Annotated in this window: 15 protein-coding genes; 4 read left to right on the top strand and 11 right to left on the bottom strand. The window is 57.8% G+C overall.

Annotated features, from left to right (window positions below):
- The first annotated feature begins 38 nt into the window (after positions 1-38).
- Together ACVW16_RS23590 and ACVW16_RS23585 are read left to right on the top strand one after the other, a co-directional pair.
- Positions 39-1,457, top strand: coding sequence for a type II and III secretion system protein family protein (locus ACVW16_RS23590; protein ID WP_456739099.1), 1,419 nt, complete (start codon positions 39-41; stop codon positions 1,455-1,457).
- Positions 1,458-1,470: 13 nt separating this feature from the next.
- Positions 1,471-2,103, top strand: a complete 633-nt coding sequence (locus tag ACVW16_RS23585) for a CpaD family pilus assembly lipoprotein (RefSeq protein ID WP_456701485.1) — start codon at positions 1,471-1,473, stop codon at positions 2,101-2,103.
- 187 nt (positions 2,104-2,290) lie between these two features.
- On the opposite strand, the gene ACVW16_RS23580 is transcribed toward ACVW16_RS23585, so the two are convergent.
- The 11 genes from ACVW16_RS23580 to ACVW16_RS23530 form a co-directional block, all read right to left on the bottom strand.
- Positions 2,291-3,328, bottom strand: a complete 1,038-nt coding sequence (locus tag ACVW16_RS23580) for an EscU/YscU/HrcU family type III secretion system export apparatus switch protein (RefSeq protein ID WP_456701484.1) — start codon at positions 3,326-3,328, stop codon at positions 2,291-2,293.
- On the bottom strand, positions 3,325-4,140 hold the full coding sequence (gene sctT / locus ACVW16_RS23575) for a type III secretion system export apparatus subunit SctT (RefSeq protein ID WP_456701483.1): 816 nt from the start codon (positions 4,138-4,140) through the stop codon (positions 3,325-3,327). The genes ACVW16_RS23580 and sctT overlap by 4 nt, the downstream gene beginning before the upstream one ends.
- 636 nt (positions 4,141-4,776) lie before the next feature.
- Entirely contained in the window at positions 4,777-5,052 is a 276-nt protein-coding gene (locus ACVW16_RS23570) for an EscS/YscS/HrcS family type III secretion system export apparatus protein (RefSeq protein ID WP_456701482.1), read from the bottom strand.
- Between the two features lies 1 nt (position 5,053).
- A complete protein-coding gene (sctR, locus tag ACVW16_RS23565; RefSeq protein WP_456701481.1) occupies positions 5,054-5,719 on the bottom strand; it encodes a type III secretion system export apparatus subunit SctR in 666 nt (221 codons plus the stop codon).
- On the bottom strand, positions 5,712-6,767 hold the full coding sequence (gene sctQ / locus ACVW16_RS23560) for a type III secretion system cytoplasmic ring protein SctQ (RefSeq protein ID WP_456701480.1): 1,056 nt from the start codon (positions 6,765-6,767) through the stop codon (positions 5,712-5,714). The genes sctR and sctQ overlap by 8 nt, the downstream gene beginning before the upstream one ends.
- 57 nt (positions 6,768-6,824) lie before the next feature.
- Positions 6,825-7,361 carry a hypothetical protein gene (locus tag ACVW16_RS23555; RefSeq protein WP_456701479.1) on the bottom strand — a complete coding sequence of 179 codons (537 nt, stop codon included), beginning with the start codon at positions 7,359-7,361 and terminating at the stop codon, positions 6,825-6,827.
- A complete protein-coding gene (gene sctN / locus ACVW16_RS23550) occupies positions 7,337-8,689 on the bottom strand; it encodes a type III secretion system ATPase SctN (RefSeq protein ID WP_456701478.1) in 1,353 nt (450 codons plus the stop codon). The genes ACVW16_RS23555 and sctN overlap by 25 nt, the downstream gene beginning before the upstream one ends.
- Positions 8,689-9,312: a type III secretion system stator protein SctL gene (sctL, locus tag ACVW16_RS23545; RefSeq protein WP_456701477.1), complete on the bottom strand. Its 624-nt coding sequence runs from the start codon at positions 9,310-9,312 to the stop codon at positions 8,689-8,691. Before sctL ends, sctN begins: the two co-directional genes overlap by 1 nt.
- A complete protein-coding gene (locus tag ACVW16_RS23540) occupies positions 9,309-9,929 on the bottom strand; it encodes a nodulation protein NolU (RefSeq protein ID WP_456701476.1) in 621 nt (206 codons plus the stop codon). The genes sctL and ACVW16_RS23540 overlap by 4 nt, the downstream gene beginning before the upstream one ends.
- A 19-nt stretch (positions 9,930-9,948) precedes the next feature.
- Positions 9,949-10,755, bottom strand: a complete 807-nt coding sequence (gene sctJ, locus ACVW16_RS23535) for a type III secretion system inner membrane ring lipoprotein SctJ (protein ID WP_456705159.1) — start codon at positions 10,753-10,755, stop codon at positions 9,949-9,951.
- A 62-nt stretch (positions 10,756-10,817) separates the two neighbouring features.
- A complete protein-coding gene (locus ACVW16_RS23530) occupies positions 10,818-11,327 on the bottom strand; it encodes a nodulation protein NolB (protein ID WP_456701475.1) in 510 nt (169 codons plus the stop codon).
- Positions 11,328-11,514: 187 nt separating this feature from the next.
- On the opposite strand from ACVW16_RS23530, the gene ACVW16_RS23525 reads away from it, so the two are divergent.
- Together ACVW16_RS23525 and ACVW16_RS23520 are read left to right on the top strand one after the other, a co-directional pair.
- Complete coding sequence (locus ACVW16_RS23525) at positions 11,515-12,216, top strand: secretin N-terminal domain-containing protein (protein WP_456701474.1); 702 nt, start codon at positions 11,515-11,517, stop codon at positions 12,214-12,216.
- Between the two features lie 1,170 nt (positions 12,217-13,386).
- Positions 13,387-15,186, top strand: a complete 1,800-nt coding sequence (locus ACVW16_RS23520; protein WP_456701473.1) for an HrpF/NolX family T3SS translocon protein — start codon at positions 13,387-13,389, stop codon at positions 15,184-15,186.
- The last annotated feature ends 79 nt before the right edge of the window (positions 15,187-15,265 follow it).

Genomic DNA, 15,265 nt, shown 5'->3' with positions numbered 1-15,265 from the left:
AGCTCCTTAAAATGGACCACGGCTCTGATGCGCCGTCGATGGTCGCCAGCGGCTCCCATCATGTCCCGCTTCTCCGCCTCGCACGCGCTCTATGCGCGCTTGCTCTGTTATTTCCAATTGCTGTCACAGCTCAAACAAAAAGCAGTGGGGAACCGCAACGTGCTGCGCCTGACGGCAACACCGGCACGCTCAATCTTACCTCCTCACAGGGTAAGACGGTTCGTCTGAACGGACCGGCAGCGAGCATCTTTGTTGCCGACCCCGCAATTGCTGATTATCAGGCGCCGTCGAACACGACGATTTTCGTGTTCGGCAAGAAGTCCGGGCGGACGAGCCTGTTCGCTCTGAACGACAAGGGAGAGGCTCTGGCCGAGCTGCGCGTTGTCGTTACCCAACCGATTGAAGATCTGCGAGCCGCACTAAAGGCTGAGGTCGGCGACTATCCAATCCAGGTCAGCTATACCCCGCGTGGCGCAATGCTTAGCGGCACGGCACCCAGTGCCGATGTCGTCGAGCTAGCCAGGAAAGTTACTGAGCAGTTTCTTGGGGCGGGCTCGCTGGTTGTCAATAAGATCCAGGTCGCCGGCTCGTTGCAGGTCAATCTCAGCGTAAGGGTGGCAGAAGTCTCCCGGAGCGCGGTAAAGGATCTCAATATCAACTTCTCCGCTTCCGGTCCAAACGGCGCTTTCCTGGTTACCGGCAAACCGGGCGGCTCCAGCGCGGCAGCTGGCGCGGCGGCCGGCGGCGGCACTATCGGGATCGGGTTTAGCGCTGGAAAAACGAATTTAAGCGCTGTTCTGGACGCGCTCGCGAGCGAGCACCTCGCTTCAATCCTGGCTGAGCCGAATCTGACAGCGATGTCCGGCGAAGCCGCAAGCTTCCTTGCCGGAGGCGAATTCCCCATTCCGGTGATGCAGGATAACCGGCAGGTTTCGGTCCAATTTCGCCAGTTCGGCGTGAGCCTCGAGTTCGTTCCGACGGTTCTCAACAATAATCAGATCAATGTCCGTGTGAAGCCCGAAGTCAGCGAACTGTCGAGCGAAGGCGAAGTCAAAATCAACGGCATGGCGGTCCCTGCCCTCTCGACTCGGCGGGCGAGCACCGTGGTCGAGCTCGCCAGCGGTCAGAGCTTTGCAATCGGCGGCCTCATCCGGCGGAACTTCAACACTGATGTCGACGAGTTTCCCTGGCTCGGCGATGTGCCGATCCTGGGCGCGCTGTTTCGCTCCTCATCGTTTCAAAAACGTGAAACCGAGCTGGTCATTATTGTCACCCCCTACATCGTGCGGCCCGGACCGAATCCGAACCGGATGAGTACTCCGAGCGAGCGCATCTCACCGCCTTCAGACGCGGGGCGGATTTTGACGAACACGGTGGCCAGACCGCCGCGAGACCGCGATGCGCCTCGCGCCAGCGCACCAGGATTGACCGGCAGCGCCGGTTTTATTATCGAATGAGGATCACTAAACAATGAGTTTGCGATATCTGTGCTACCCCATCGTTATCGGAGCAACATTGGGGGGCTGCGCCAATACTGCTTCGATCCGTCCCGCGCCCGCCGGCCAAGAGATCGAGGTCGAGCAGAAGAGTAGCGTATTGTTCCTGCAGAGCCTTCGTGGCCCCGAACGGCATCGGTTGCGAAGCTTTATTGCAATGACTAGTCGCGGCCGGCCGGATGCGCTCCATGTGGGTATCATCGGCGCACCAAGACTCATTGCACAGGTCGCCCACGAGGTTCGCGCCATGGGCGTTGCCAACTACAACATCCGCCTGTTCGCCTCTCGTATGGATTTGCCGGCTCGTTCCGGGGTGAGGATCGAAGCCATTACCTTCGAAGCCCATCCTCCGGTCTGCCCGTCGCTCTCCATCGTCGGTCCTACAGTGAACGACAATTCGTTCAGTCCAACCCTTGGCTGCTCAGTCCGAAATAACCTTGCCGTCATGATCAATGAACCTGGCGACTTGTTAGGCAATAGCGCTGTCATGCCGACCAGTGGTGATCGTGCAGTACTTCCCATTACCCAACGTGGGGCCACGTCGTCGGGCAACAGGAGCAATTCGGACGATGAAAGCCATAACAGGGTTGCGCAAGAGAACCAATAAGCGGCTCGTGAGACCCAAGCAGCATGGCCGTTGGTTGGCGTTCTTGTCCATATCAGTCTTGGAATCCGCCGACGAGCGATCTGGACTCCAATTCCCCGGGTTCTTTTCTTGGGATCTTGCAGATCAGGTTCTCGGACAGTGGGGTCGTTGACAAGAGAGTTTAGCCATAGCTGGTTTGGTACGGACGCTAAACTAGGCCGGCGGCAAAGACCGCCTTTGCAACCCTCTCGAAACACTCCATCGGAACGGCCTTCCCCATGACACCTTTTCGGATCAGCTGACGCGCCAGCACATCATCCTTGACAATGCTCAGACGTCTCGCGCGCGCCTCCGCCAGTAGCTGTGAGGCCGTTTCGCCCTCACCGCGGCACACCAGCACCGGGACGCCGGTCTCGCCTCGAACGTAGCGCAGCCCAATCAATGTCGCGCGCCCCCTCAGTATCACTGTCGCCCGTTGAATTCCGAGCGGAGACTCGTTCGACGACTCCCGGCGGAGCCTGCGGTGTTCACCCTTGATCTGCGGATTACCATCCTGTTCCTTGGATTCGCGCTTGGCTTCGCTCTGCGTCATGCGCATGTCGCGCAAGAACAACCAACGCTGAATGAGCAGATCGGCCAAGCCGCCAATCAGAAGAGCGCCGGCAGCAATGGCGATCAGAACTTTGAGCTCCTCAAAGACGAAACCGAAGCAGCTCAAGTCGCAAACCGGCAAGTATACCAGTGCCCTCCAACTTGCGAGCACGGTGAACACGAACGCACCGCCGAGAACCAACACCTTAACGATAGACTTTCCAAGCTCGACAACCGACCGCTGGGAGACAATCCGCTTCAGCCCTTTGACGGGGTTCAACTTCTCAAAGCTGGGTTTAAGCGGCTCAACCGAAATCGTCAGCCCGCCTCCGGCCAAGGCACCAGCCAGCATCGCCGCAACGACCGCGGCACCTAGGATGGGAGCCGCGGCACTTATAGAAAGGTCCAACAATCCGAGCAACGCCTGCCGGACCGCACTGTTGAAGGGTTGTTCCTGCAGCTTGTCGATCAGCCGCACGGCTTCGCGCCATCCGTCTTCGATCGGGCCGGCCCTGAAGCACAGGCAGCCGAAACCAGCGCAAAGGCTTGCCGCAGTCACAAAGTCGGCGCTGCGCGGGCTCTGCCCTTTCTTGCGCGCGTCCCTCAGCTTCTTGTGGCTTGGTGGAAGGCTTTTCTCTTCGCTCGTGTCGTTCATTTCAAGAGCTTCTCGAGCCACTCCAGCACGCCGTTGAACTGACTGATCTCTGCTTCCATATAGTCGATCAGGAAGACGGCGTAGCTGACCATAATGATGCCAAAGGCAGCATTTTTGATGGTCGGAGAGAGATCGTTCAGCTTGATTTGCGGCGCAAAGCGCCCGAGCAGCATGAGAGATACGTCGATCAGAAGCAGCAGAGCCAGCACGGGCCCGGCGACCACGAGCGTCGTATGCATGATATGGTCGAGAAGCCCGATAAACTCCATCGCTCCTTGGTGGGTCAGGGGCGGCAGCAGCCGATACACGGGCCAGATCAGGTAACTTCCATAGAGGGATCTGACCATGGTCTGCAGACCTCCTGATACAACGAAGATAGTGATCGCGGCAGTCCCGAGAAAGAGCCCCATCGGGGCGGTTTGACTGCGTGTACCAGGATCGTCCACCTGACTGGAGATGCCGCGCTGGGTGTCAATGATGTCACCAACGGCCTGGATGCTCCAAAGCGGTATACTAACGAGAAAGCCGAACAGCAGGCCAATAAACATCTCCTTCAATCCCAGGAGTGAGACCGCAATCATACGAGTGCCCGGATCTAGTGTCTGCAAGCCGTTCCTGATCTGCATCAAGCAAGGCAATCCAATCACAATCGCCGCACTTGCGCGGATAACCCCGCTAATGTGCGGTCGCGTGAATACCGGAAGAACCAGCATAATGCCGAGCGGCCGGGCCGCGCCAAGTCCGGCCGCAACGACGAACTCGACAGCAGTCTGAATCAGACCTTGCGTATCGGTGGGTGACAACGCATCCATCTGAGCTCAGCTTGTGGTTAAATCAGCCAATGCAATGTCGCACCTGCGTCGCCACATGTGAGATGTCAAGAACTCTGCAGATCTCGCTTCCCAGAGGCTGGAGAGCGACATGCCACCCCACAACGCAGGTGACTTCGAATTCAACTGTCCACATGACTATAGCCATTCGAAGCCGAGGTATGACCATCCGATGAAAGGACCGGCGGACTCACCAGGCTTCTTCCACACTCACCGCTCGAAGCGCTGTTTGGAGGTCTGAGAGCCTCGAATCTTTCATCAATCTCGCCATTCTATGGGGTCGGTTTCGAGCGGCCTCTTCATTCGCAGGCTCATTCCCAAGAACGCCAGAATCATTGAGCCGCTTGCAATCAAAGCGGTTCGCCCGTTCACTGCGCGACAACTCGCCAGGCAAAGAGTCTCAGCAGGTAATTCGTCTCAATCGGATTGATAAAAATTCCAAATGGGATCATTCTTCCTCCGAATACGGCCGGCCCAGGGAGCCGAACACGACAGTTCGGATATCTATCCGTCTCATGCTAGTGAGGCGAGCTTTCAATAAGCTGACGAACTCGTCCTCTTGCGGTTCATCATAAAGGCCGACAAACACGACATATGCGAAGTCTTGCGTTCCGCGCACTAATACCTCGCTGTGAGAGCGGGAAACTCAGTGAAGATATGCTGGGCTTGCTCGATCAGCGGCGCGCTCAGCACCGGAGCAAACAGAACGAGCACGGCGACGACCACGAGGAGCTTCACAGTAAGCGGCAAGGTTTGATCCTGGAGCTGAGTTGCTGCCTGCACGATGCCGACACCCAATCCAGCCACGAGGGCTGCCAGGAGCGGCGGTAGAACCCAGATCATGAACAGGACCAGTGATCGGCTCAAGTGGGTGAGGATGCTGGCCTCGTCCATCTCAACTCCCCGGAGATGCGTAGCTTAAGACCAGCCCGTGCATGAGCCGCGACCAGCCGTCGATTGTGACGAACAGAAAGAGCTTGAAAGGAACGGATATCATTGTTGGTGACACCATTGACATGCCCATGGCCATCAGAATTGTCGTCACAATTAGGTCAATTGTGATGAAGGGAAGATAGAGAAGGAAACCGATTTCAAACCCACGCTTGAGCTCCGAGATCAAAAAAGACGGCACGAGGATCGCAAAATCATCGGCTGTTGCGTTGGCGCGCATCTCCTCCGACCAGATATGTTCCGTCGATGACAGGAGGAACGTGCGCTGCTCCTCAGTCGTGAACTTTTTCAGATGGGCGCGCAGCGGCTCGCTGCCCTCCTTTGCGGCGGTCAACCAGTCATCGGCGGTTTGGTAGCGAAGTTGCATATCGGTGATGCGGTTGTAGGTTTGCTCGAATACTGGGGCGCCTATGAACACGGTAAGGATCAAGGCAGCGCCATACAGAACGATGTTTGGTGGTATGGACTGAGTGCCGAGCGCGTTACGGATCAGGAAGAGAACGACAGAAACCTTGATGAACGCCGTTGTTGTGACGACTGCGAACGCCAGCAGGCCAAGGCCAGCGGTCGCCGCAACAAGCGCAAGGATGCTCGGTTGAATGTCAACCATTGACCGCCAACTTGCTACGTAACCGGATACCCAACGCTTCACCGACACGTACGATGTCGCCGCGGCCGATCAATTGACCATTCGCAACAATATCGACCGGAGCGTCCACCGGCCGCACAAGCTCGAACACGTGCCCCTCGTTGATGCTTCTCAACGTACCCAGCGGGATGGGCCAGCGGCCGCATTCGAACACAAGCGTGATCTCAACACTGTCGAGGTCGGCTTCCGAGGGTGGGATTGCTTGCTCAGCTTGGGGGCGTATGGTCATATTTGCATACCTTAGAGGATTGGACTGCAGGCGGAATGGCCCCCGAAGGATAAGTCTGTCGCCCGCGGCTTGCGCGGGCGCCCACAACTTGTCGGCAGCGAGGATGAGCTGGCCATGGGCAAATGGAATGACGTCGGGCAGCAGCGCGTCCCCGCGCTGCGCTTGGCGAAGAAGCTTGATGGGCGCGCGCAGCGAGCCAATCTCTCTCGCAATTACGACCGGCAATTCCGAAGAAATATTGCATAAGTCTCGCGGTAATTGGCCGATCAACTCGCCCAAGGCACGAAACGCAGGCGGAACCAGACCGTCAAGAGGCGCGAACAAGAACAGGCGGGCCTTGGCCCTCAGCGGCCCGAAAGTAACATCGAGCTCCAAATAGGGGTCTTTGGCCGTTGCGTCTTCGACCCGGATTAGCTGCAAATTTCGCGCGAGCACGATCTCTGATTGAGCGATCCAAGGCTCCAGTGCAAGTTCGAGAAGAAGCGAGCGGGTTGGATCGGAAGGTAAAGTAAGGCCATCCTGGACCGTTGAAATGAGTGCCTCGACGAGAAGTCGGGGCAGGGACAACACAGCGGTCTCGCCTCCGACGCAAAATACGCAGTCGAGCATCGACATGGCATATGGCTCGGCCCGCCAAACGAGTCGACTCATACGGATCGATAGCGGCCTATCGCCGGTGCGGCCCTGAAAAACCGTGCGCGGTGCGGCGATCTCGTTGAGCAACGAGATCACTTCATGCGACAGCTTTGCCGCTGGCTGAAATGGTGCGAGTTCACCCATAGCATTTACCGACAGTTTCCGCGGGCGCAGCTCGCGACGCATTAAGATAACTAGCCATCAGTTCGAGCTACCGACCGCCTGGCAGCGCGAACCACCCTTGTATCGGAGCAAGACCTCGTCGTCGGCCTCGATTTCGGCTGCAAACTCCGAACAGAGAGCGGTAGTGCGCTGGACATCGCCCTCGATCTCCTGCCATTTCTGGCTCGCAGTCGAACGCTTGGCCCATATGTTCCGCGCCTCGTTCACTGCCTGCTGGGCCTGCTCGTGCGCGATGTGCGCCTGCTCGCGCTCCTGGCGTGTCGATTCGATCTCTGCTGCCAGCCGCCCAAGGACTAGTTGACAGCGACGGTCGAGCTCGGTCACGGACATCGTCTCGAGCGACGCCAACTCCTGATAAAGTTCAGCTTCGACCTTGGCGCGACGATTCTCCGCGGCTTTAAGACTCTCACACGCTCGCTGCAGCGCATTGATCGCAGTTTGGAGTCTGGCTTCCATGTTCGACAATTCACGAAGCGCGCTTCGCTCTCTGATGTCTTTCACCTGTCGCAATTTCGACGCTTGCACGAGATTCAGGCCGCCAGACGCGACATCCATGAAATGGTCTCCTCAAAGCTAGACGGCTGGTCCTGTCCCTGGCGCAAGAATGCGCGCAGTTCCTCAATTGAATCGATTGCCCGATCAGTCAGTGGATCGCTGCCCGGCTTGTATTCACCGACCTTAATCAGGAACTCAGCCTCATTGTAGCGCGAGAGCAAATCGCGGAAGACGGATGCCGCCTTGCGATGTGGACCAGAGGCGACCGCATCCATGACACGACTTCGGCTCGACAGCACGTCGATGGCGGGAAAATGCTCTCGCGAGGCCAGCGCGCGCGAAAGAATGATATGACCATCGAGAATGCCGCGCGACTCTTCGGCGATCGGATCGCCCGTGCCGTCACCTTCGACAAGCACAGTATAGAATGCCGTGATCGAGCCCCGCTCGCCCATACCGGCTCGCTCCAACAGACCAGGAAGCAGAGCAAAGACGGAAGGAGGAAAACCGCGCCGGGTGGGAGGCTCTCCGGCGGCAAGGCCGATTTCGCGCATCGCACGGCTAAATCGCGTCAGCGAATCCATCATCAGAACGACCTGCAAGCCTTGATCACGAAAATACTCAGCGAGTGCGGTCGCCATATGAGCGCATTGCGCCCGCTCCATTGCCGATCGATCGGATGTCTCAACGACAACGATGGTGCGAGCGAGGGCATCGCCGATATGACGTTCGATGAATTCACGCACCTCGCGTCCACGCTCTCCTATGAGCGCAACCACGGTGACATCGGCAGCCGCGCCTTTCACAATTTGCGACATCAGCGTCGACTTACCGCAACCGGCATCTCCATAGATTCCGATTCGCTGACCTTCGCCACACGTCAGAAGTCCATCCAGCACGCGAACGCCGAGCGGAAACGGCTGCTCGATGCCACGCCGCCTCATCGGGTTCGGCGCCTTGCCGCGGAGCGGATAGGTCTGGACCGTCTTTATCGGCCCCTTGCCATCGAGTGGACGGCCGAAGCTATCGATCACGCGGCCTAGCAAGTCAGGCCCAACTGACACTTCCTGCATGCGTCCGGTCGGGAGCACTTCCGCGCGATGGGACAAGCCTACCATATCGCCGATGGGCGTCAGCAACACCCCGTCCGGCAGCAAACCGATGACTTCGGCCTCAAGTGACCATCCGGAAGCGTGGTCCTGCAACAGGCAAAGTTCTCCAACACGAGCCCCTGGCAACACGGCATGAAGCAAGGTGCCAATCGCGCGCGTAATCCGTCCCCGCACGGCACGCGTATCGACATCCTTTGCTGCGACTCGTAGAGATGTTATCGCCGCATGCACATCTCCTTCTCCGGCCGCTTGATCATGGCCTGATCGTTGGGTCATCACGGATAGAGTTCCTGAGAGGATGGATTAAGGCCGAGACGCAATGTGCGGAGCTGGGCGGCGAGTCCTAAATCGACACTGCCGAACTCACTCCACAGAACGCACTGGTCCGACGCTACGGCCGGGTCCGGATTAATTCTGACTTTCGGCCGACCATCCGTTCCATCGAACGCCAGAAATTCATGCCTTAGTGCATCAGCGTTCACAGGAGACACGTGAAGGCATAGTTCCGCGCTGCCATATCTTTGCTCGACCGCGTGACGAACGGTCCTTACCAACATTTCACCCGGATCAAAGGAGCCCAATAAATCGGTCAATATCTCAATGACGAGCTGCGGCAACTCTCGCTGCAGAACGGCTTTTCGCCGGGCCACATCGGAAGCAACTTGGGCGATCAGCTGCGCCATTTCCTCCGAGCCTGACCCAAGACCCTCGCAGTGGCCGCGCTCCCGCTCCTGCTGATAGGCTTTCCTTGCCCAACTGCGAGCCTGCCGCAGGTATCGCTCGGCTAGCGCGCGCGTCTGCACCGCATCGGACCAGATACCAAGTTCCGCGGCTGGTATGAGGGGACCAAGCGGCCGTATCCGCGGGCTATCTGGCAAGGCTGTTTCATTGTCAGTCATGCCGCAGGCTCCTCCGTGGCCAAGTGGGCCACCACCAAAGCCAGTAACTGACCCGCTGAGTTGTGGTGTTCCGCTGCGGGGGATTCGGCGGTGGTCCCCACGGGTAAGCGGAAAAGAACGCGCACACGGTCAAGCTCTGACGCGTCCTTGAGCCAAGCGCCAAGGCAGGCACATCCGTCATGTTCAATCTGGCTCGCAAGCTTCTGCGGATCGTCAATCGATGTGGTTGCAACGGCGCTCGATAAGTGTCGGATTGCGAAAGCATGTGCTTCCGCACCAATATTTTCGATCAGAATCGCGACATCATGCCTTGACACAAGCTTCCGCACCGAACGGGCATGCCAGATACTGCCAGCGAGCAGCGCCGCCGTACGCGGATCATGCCCGAGCAGAACGTCCCTACCCCAATCGATTCCGTTCGAGGCCAGCTCATTGCCTAGCAGCAATTCTACTAGTCTTTGCTGCAGTCTCCGAGTCTTCTGTAACCGCAGCACTGTGTCGGCCGACAGCGGCCCATCAAGATGGCGGGCAAACCGGCTGGGATGGATCAAAGCGGCAAGCCCGCGCAGGCGATCGGAATGCGGGTTGAATGAATAATTTGGGTCAGTGGATGCCATCGATACGGACCTGCTGCCACTATTTCGGGTCGGAGGAGAGCTTTTTGCCGGCGGACCGGACCGTCGGCTTGCCGGCATCTCTGCCGAGACTTGTCACTTTGCGCCAGGATTGACGAAGCTGTTGCCCACGTGTGCTCAGCAGCAAAGATAGCATGGCCAACGCGGCGAGCGCACCTCCTGCACCGACCGCGATGTGGGTTGCGATCAACTTGCTTGGACCAGCGGAAGCTGTTGCTGGCACGACGGAGACCTCATGCTGAGCCCGCTCAACCGGCACGAACACGACCGCCACCTTGTCGTATGATAGACCTTCGATGCTGTTGGCGACGAGCATCTTGATCTGCGGTAGCAACGCTGAGAGCTTGGCGTTCGAGGCGTGTCGAATGAACACCGACGCCGAGGACGGAGTTGCATCCTGTCGCAAAAGATCATTCTTCGGCAGAACGACATGAACACGCGCGGAGAGAACCCCATCGATATCATTGATCGTGCGCGACAATTCTTCGCTGAGAGCATAGACGTAGCGAGCTCGCTCCTCAACCGGAGAGGCAACAAGGCCCGCCCCCTTGAACACCTCACCAAGGCTCTTGAACGGTTGGCGCGGCAGGCCCTGGTCATTCAGCAGCTCGATTGAGTAGGCGAGCTGCTTTTCCTCCACCTGAATTGTGCTGGTCCCATCCTTACCCACGACACGAATGGCATCGACACCCTTGCTCAGGAGCAGCCCAAGCATCTCGTTAGCTTCGCGCTCCTGAACTTTGGTATACAGGTCAGCTTTGCAGCCGGCCAGGCTCAGCAAGAGCGGCAACAGAACGAGAGCATAAATCCGCTTTCCTGCGGGACAGCCGCTCCTGAGCTTATCTTTCGTCAAGACAGCCAAAGGGTCGCTCAGCCCGCCGATAGAAGCTTATTCAGAGATGAACTAACAGCACCTGTCCCCTTCGAGAGGAGCGAAACCTGGATGACGCCGTTGTAAACACCCCGCAGATTCACCAGCGCCGATTCGAAATGATCCACACCTTCCGGTTTGCCCGCTGGACGTACCTCGATTTGCTGTACACGCAAGACTGGTTGCGCCGCCGGGCCAAGCTGCAGACTCTTGGTAGGATTAGGCTCGTCGACGATCGTCGGCGAAACTGCACTCGACGGAAATGGTGTAACCTGGTGCATAGCAGAAATGCTCTGAAGGATGCGATCGCCGAACGGGCTCGCCGGCGTGACAGCGCGCTGGACTTCCGGCAGCGATGGAGCCGGCGTGCGCTCGGCCACAGAAGAGCCAGCACCTTGGCTCGAGGCGGCCTGCGCAAGACTCTCGTCGAACTGGGCATGTGCCGGCGAGCATCCGCCGGCGGCACACTCGACCGAATTGGAAGAGACCGACTTGATGTCGAACAACATGGAGGAAATCATTGCTATCCCGTAGTGAGATGAGCCATCTGTTCACACGAATGGGGCGGGACCTTAGAAAAGCAAGCTGACCGAAAACTGACGAGCAGCTGCCATTTAATGATCACGGTCAGCTTCCAATTTGGGGGGAAGCATCGGCTTTCATCCGGTGCTCGTTTTCATGTGTAAAAGAGCAGAAATGCTCATCTCCTCCACAGGACAGCACAACTTGAAGAAAGTTCTCTATGCCGGTGTTTTCATTTCCTTGGGCGTCGTTGAGGCGCTCGGCGCGCCCCTGGCGCTGCCGTCGACGCCTTATAGTTACACAGTTCTGGATCAGGACCTCGCGGCCGCGCTGCAGGAATTCGGCAACAACCTAAATATCAGAGTCAATGTCAGCACCGGGGTGAAGGGGCGGATTCGCGGGCGAATGCCCGATCTCCCACCGCGAGACTTCCTCGAACGGTTGATCAATTTGTACAATCTCCAATGGTACTACGATGGGCTGGTGCTCTACGTATCCGACGCGCATGAGGCGCAGAGCCGCCTTTTGGTCTCGAGCCCAATCAACTTTGATGCGTTCAAGGCGGCACTCGATGCACTCAACATCTCAGACGAGCGTTACATTGTCAGAGCAGTACCGGGGGATGGCCTCGTCTTCGCCTCTGGTCCACCCCGCTTTGTCGCGCTCGTGGAGCAAACACTGAAAGGACTTGTGGCCGAGGCACAGGCACGACGAAACCCGAGCGGTAGCGGAAAGCCACCGAACGACTCTGTTTTGATGCTATTTCGGGGATCTTCCAGCGTGGTCGTTCGCGAAGGACGACCGAATGACAATCCTTCGCCGGAGGTATCACATCAAGAGGGCGTGGTCCACACACCCGATTCAACTAATAAATGACTTATGCTTATGACCTGTGTCGGCTTTACGAAAGCTACTGCTGCCAATGTCAGAGCTCGGGTGTGTAGATGGCCGTTGCCGCAGCACGGCGCAATAAAAGTCCAGACCGCAGCCGGATGCGACCCAGACTTTTGGCCAGCAGCATTGGCGGTCGCGCTTTGCACTTTAGCGCCTCACGCGAGCTTTTGAACAACTCTACGAAATCCGTCATGCAAATGAGCTTCGTCGCACAAGAATGAAAGCCAGCCGGTTTTTCAAAGGGACGAACAGGATGGACTTTGCCGTGCTAAGCCCGGTGGACAACAGCCCAGCGTCCCACTGGTCCTCGGAGGCAGATCATCGCGTCTCGAGCCATCAGCGAGCGGCCCACATCCCAACAGCCGATCGCTCAATACCGCGGACGCCTCCGATTTCGGCAACGACCCTGTTTGGCAATTATAGATCCTGGGCTAACGCGGGCATAGCCCACGTTGCGCGCACCGGTTGCTCCGCTGGAGATTGGAGATTTCGCCTTGACGAAATGTCGTCGCGCCAGACCAAGTGGTTCTTCACTGGCCAAACTGCGAGGTATGCTCTGATCGAAATGCTAGGGAACCGCGATCTTGTACCGACGGCGCCTGGGACGTTGAACTATATACCGAATGATAATCGAGATAGTCCGACGGTATTCTTCCGGATCGACGCGCCAGGCATTCTTCATGTCATCATGCTTAGCCGCTTGGCGAGTGTTCGCTCGAAGCGCCAGTCAAAGAGTATGGTCCAGCGAGGGTCTGAGATGAATAAAACCCTCTCTCGCATTCGGTCATGTGAGGCACAGCCAGGACGGGTAGTTGGCCCGGAGAGGCGAGTGATCGGGCACAGCAAGCAGGCCGATTCCGATATCGAGGCCCCATCGCCGTCTTTCACAAACTGTCATTTTGCGTCTCGTCGTGAAACCTCTGCGCGCCGTCAGCTTTTGGAAAGCTAATCAAACCTATCATACGGCGTGAATGTCTAGGGGCGATGTGCCTATAGATTGTAGGGAAACTGAGTGCTGGAGGCGCACGGAGCAATCGGAAGCAAGCGGTAGGAGCCAGACGCCTATCGACATTTCTTGCTCGCGGTTCGTCGCCATTCTCGGGCTGCGCCACATGACCGGTTGTGGTGCGATCTCAAATCAGAGGACGTATAATGTCAGTCAACAACGTATCGCTAACCGCCAGCACGACTTTATCCGCACTGGCCCCGGGGCCATCATCGGCGCGGGATCTTTCAAATTTCGAGGCGATGCTGGCTAGTTTCTCGTTGAAAGACAAAACCGAGGCCCATTCCGCACCGCAGGATCCGGCGGCTACGGACCCAGCCAAGCAGCTGACCGAGGAACTTACGCAGGAGGTGCGGAACATCCTCCCGCCGGAGATCAAGGCCGCACTGGACGGATGTCAAGAGACCCCAGAGTCTTCCTCGCCCGATTCCTCCACCACTGTGAGCGTCCCGAAGATTGCAGAGGCACCCGTACAAAGCTCCAGGATTACGTGGAACAGCGGTACGCTGACCGATTCCGAGCTGCAGATTGTGTCAGTGCTGAACCGACACAAAGACAAATGTCCGCTGGATTGGAAATCTCTTGGAGATCTGGCCAACGATCCGTCCACACCGCCCGATCTAAAGGCGGCGATTGAGGCTCTGCAACAGGACCCAGAGCTCTTCTATGCGATAGGTTCGCAAGGTGACGGCCGCTGCGGCGGGAAGATCAAAGCAGATGATCTCTCCGGCTTCTCCGACCACCATCCGCAGGTTGCTGCCTTCCAGGAGCAGCGGGCAAAGAGCTATACGCAAAACTACATCCCTTCCGATGGCACCCGGAATGGCGAGCCATCCGTTATGACCCAGACCGATGCATTGCGCGAGCTCTATCGGTATTCCGACAACCTCCCTAGGACCCTGAGCCTTGCGGATTTCAAGCGGATCGTCGACGGCGAAGCTAAAACTGGCAAATGCCCGCCGCAGGTCCTGGCGGCCGCTCAATATTTCCTCGACCACCCGGATGAATGGAAGCAGTTGTACGGTGGCTCGATAGACAAGGTTCACAAGGAGGACTTCCTGCAGGTTGCTTCATCATCGATGAATCTCACGCAGTCCGAGCTCGATACTCTCAATACCATCAGCACGAACCAAAACGCTTTCTTCGGGAAGGGCGACCTGACCTTGGAAAATCTGGCGAGCATGGTCGATGATAAGAGCCTCGCGCCCGAGGTGCGAAAGGCGGCCTCCCAGCTGCTCTCGGATCCTGTGTTGTTCGGGCTGATGAACAACGCTATTACGGGCTACAAAACCCACCACAAGTTCTTCGACTTCGGCGGCGGGCATACGGTCGATTCCGGCAACATCAGCAACAGCGACTTCAAGCAGTTCTTCAACAACATGTCGGGCGCGAACCGCACCGTCCATCAGGTGAAGACGCATGCCGCCCGAACGCCTGCCGAGCAAGACGCGGTCGCGGACATGACGATGGGCGTGACAGACCAGCCCGATGTCAAAACCCCCAAAAAGAACGGTGGCGCCTTCATGCACGCACTTAATGACGTGCTCAAAGTTGGCTCTAAGGTACTCGACTGGGCCGCGACTGCAGTCGGTGTACTTGGCTTCATTCCAGGGTTGGGTGAATTGACCGATCTGGCGTCAATGGTGCTCGAGGCCGAGGCGCAAGCTGCAAATCTTCTTCACACTGCGATCAGTGGCGGCAACATAAAGCAAGCGCTGGAAGAAGCCGGGCTGAGCCTTGCGGCACAGGCGGTGGGCTGCATCGCGGGACCTGAGGTCAAATTAGCAATGCGAGAAGGCCTGGTGAAGCAGGCAATTCAAGAAGCCGCGACCGCCGGCATCAACCTGCCGGTTTCGGTGGCCCAGTCCTACGCGGAGGATTATCTGAATAGCCTGAAGGCCCGCATCGAGTCCGATCGCTTGCAAGCTGCAGGCGCTTACGCTTAGGCCAAGAGCTATCCTCTCATCACGCTGGAAACTGAGCTTGCGCGGCCTCCGCGCGGTTGGGCCTCTCTGCCGAGCAGTA

Source organism: Bradyrhizobium sp. USDA 4474 (genome assembly GCF_054057515.1).
The sequence above is the reverse complement of the archived record's forward strand: the minus strand, read 5'-3'. Positions and strand labels throughout refer to the sequence as shown.

Coding starts and splice junctions, on each gene's coding strand:
- ACVW16_RS23570 (WP_456701482.1), bottom strand. CDS start 5,052: ATGGACGAGGCCAGCATCCTCACCCACTTGAGCCGATCACTGGTCCTG.
- ACVW16_RS23520 (WP_456701473.1), top strand. CDS start 13,387: ATGTCAGTCAACAACGTATCGCTAACCGCCAGCACGACTTTATCCGCA.
- ACVW16_RS23590 (WP_456739099.1), top strand. CDS start 39: ATGGTCGCCAGCGGCTCCCATCATGTCCCGCTTCTCCGCCTCGCACGC.
- sctQ (WP_456701480.1), bottom strand. CDS start 6,767: ATGGGTGAACTCGCACCATTTCAGCCAGCGGCAAAGCTGTCGCATGAA.
- ACVW16_RS23530 (WP_456701475.1), bottom strand. CDS start 11,327: ATGTTGTTCGACATCAAGTCGGTCTCTTCCAATTCGGTCGAGTGTGCC.
- sctT (WP_456701483.1), bottom strand. CDS start 4,140: ATGGATGCGTTGTCACCCACCGATACGCAAGGTCTGATTCAGACTGCT.
- sctL (WP_456701477.1), bottom strand. CDS start 9,312: ATGACTGACAATGAAACAGCCTTGCCAGATAGCCCGCGGATACGGCCG.
- ACVW16_RS23540 (WP_456701476.1), bottom strand. CDS start 9,929: ATGGCATCCACTGACCCAAATTATTCATTCAACCCGCATTCCGATCGC.
- sctN (WP_456701478.1), bottom strand. CDS start 8,689: ATGACCCAACGATCAGGCCATGATCAAGCGGCCGGAGAAGGAGATGTG.
- sctR (WP_456701481.1), bottom strand. CDS start 5,719: ATGGTTGACATTCAACCGAGCATCCTTGCGCTTGTTGCGGCGACCGCT.
- ACVW16_RS23555 (WP_456701479.1), bottom strand. CDS start 7,361: ATGGATGTCGCGTCTGGCGGCCTGAATCTCGTGCAAGCGTCGAAATTG.
- ACVW16_RS23525 (WP_456701474.1), top strand. CDS start 11,515: ATGCTCATCTCCTCCACAGGACAGCACAACTTGAAGAAAGTTCTCTAT.
- ACVW16_RS23585 (WP_456701485.1), top strand. CDS start 1,471: ATGAGTTTGCGATATCTGTGCTACCCCATCGTTATCGGAGCAACATTG.
- ACVW16_RS23580 (WP_456701484.1), bottom strand. CDS start 3,328: ATGAACGACACGAGCGAAGAGAAAAGCCTTCCACCAAGCCACAAGAAG.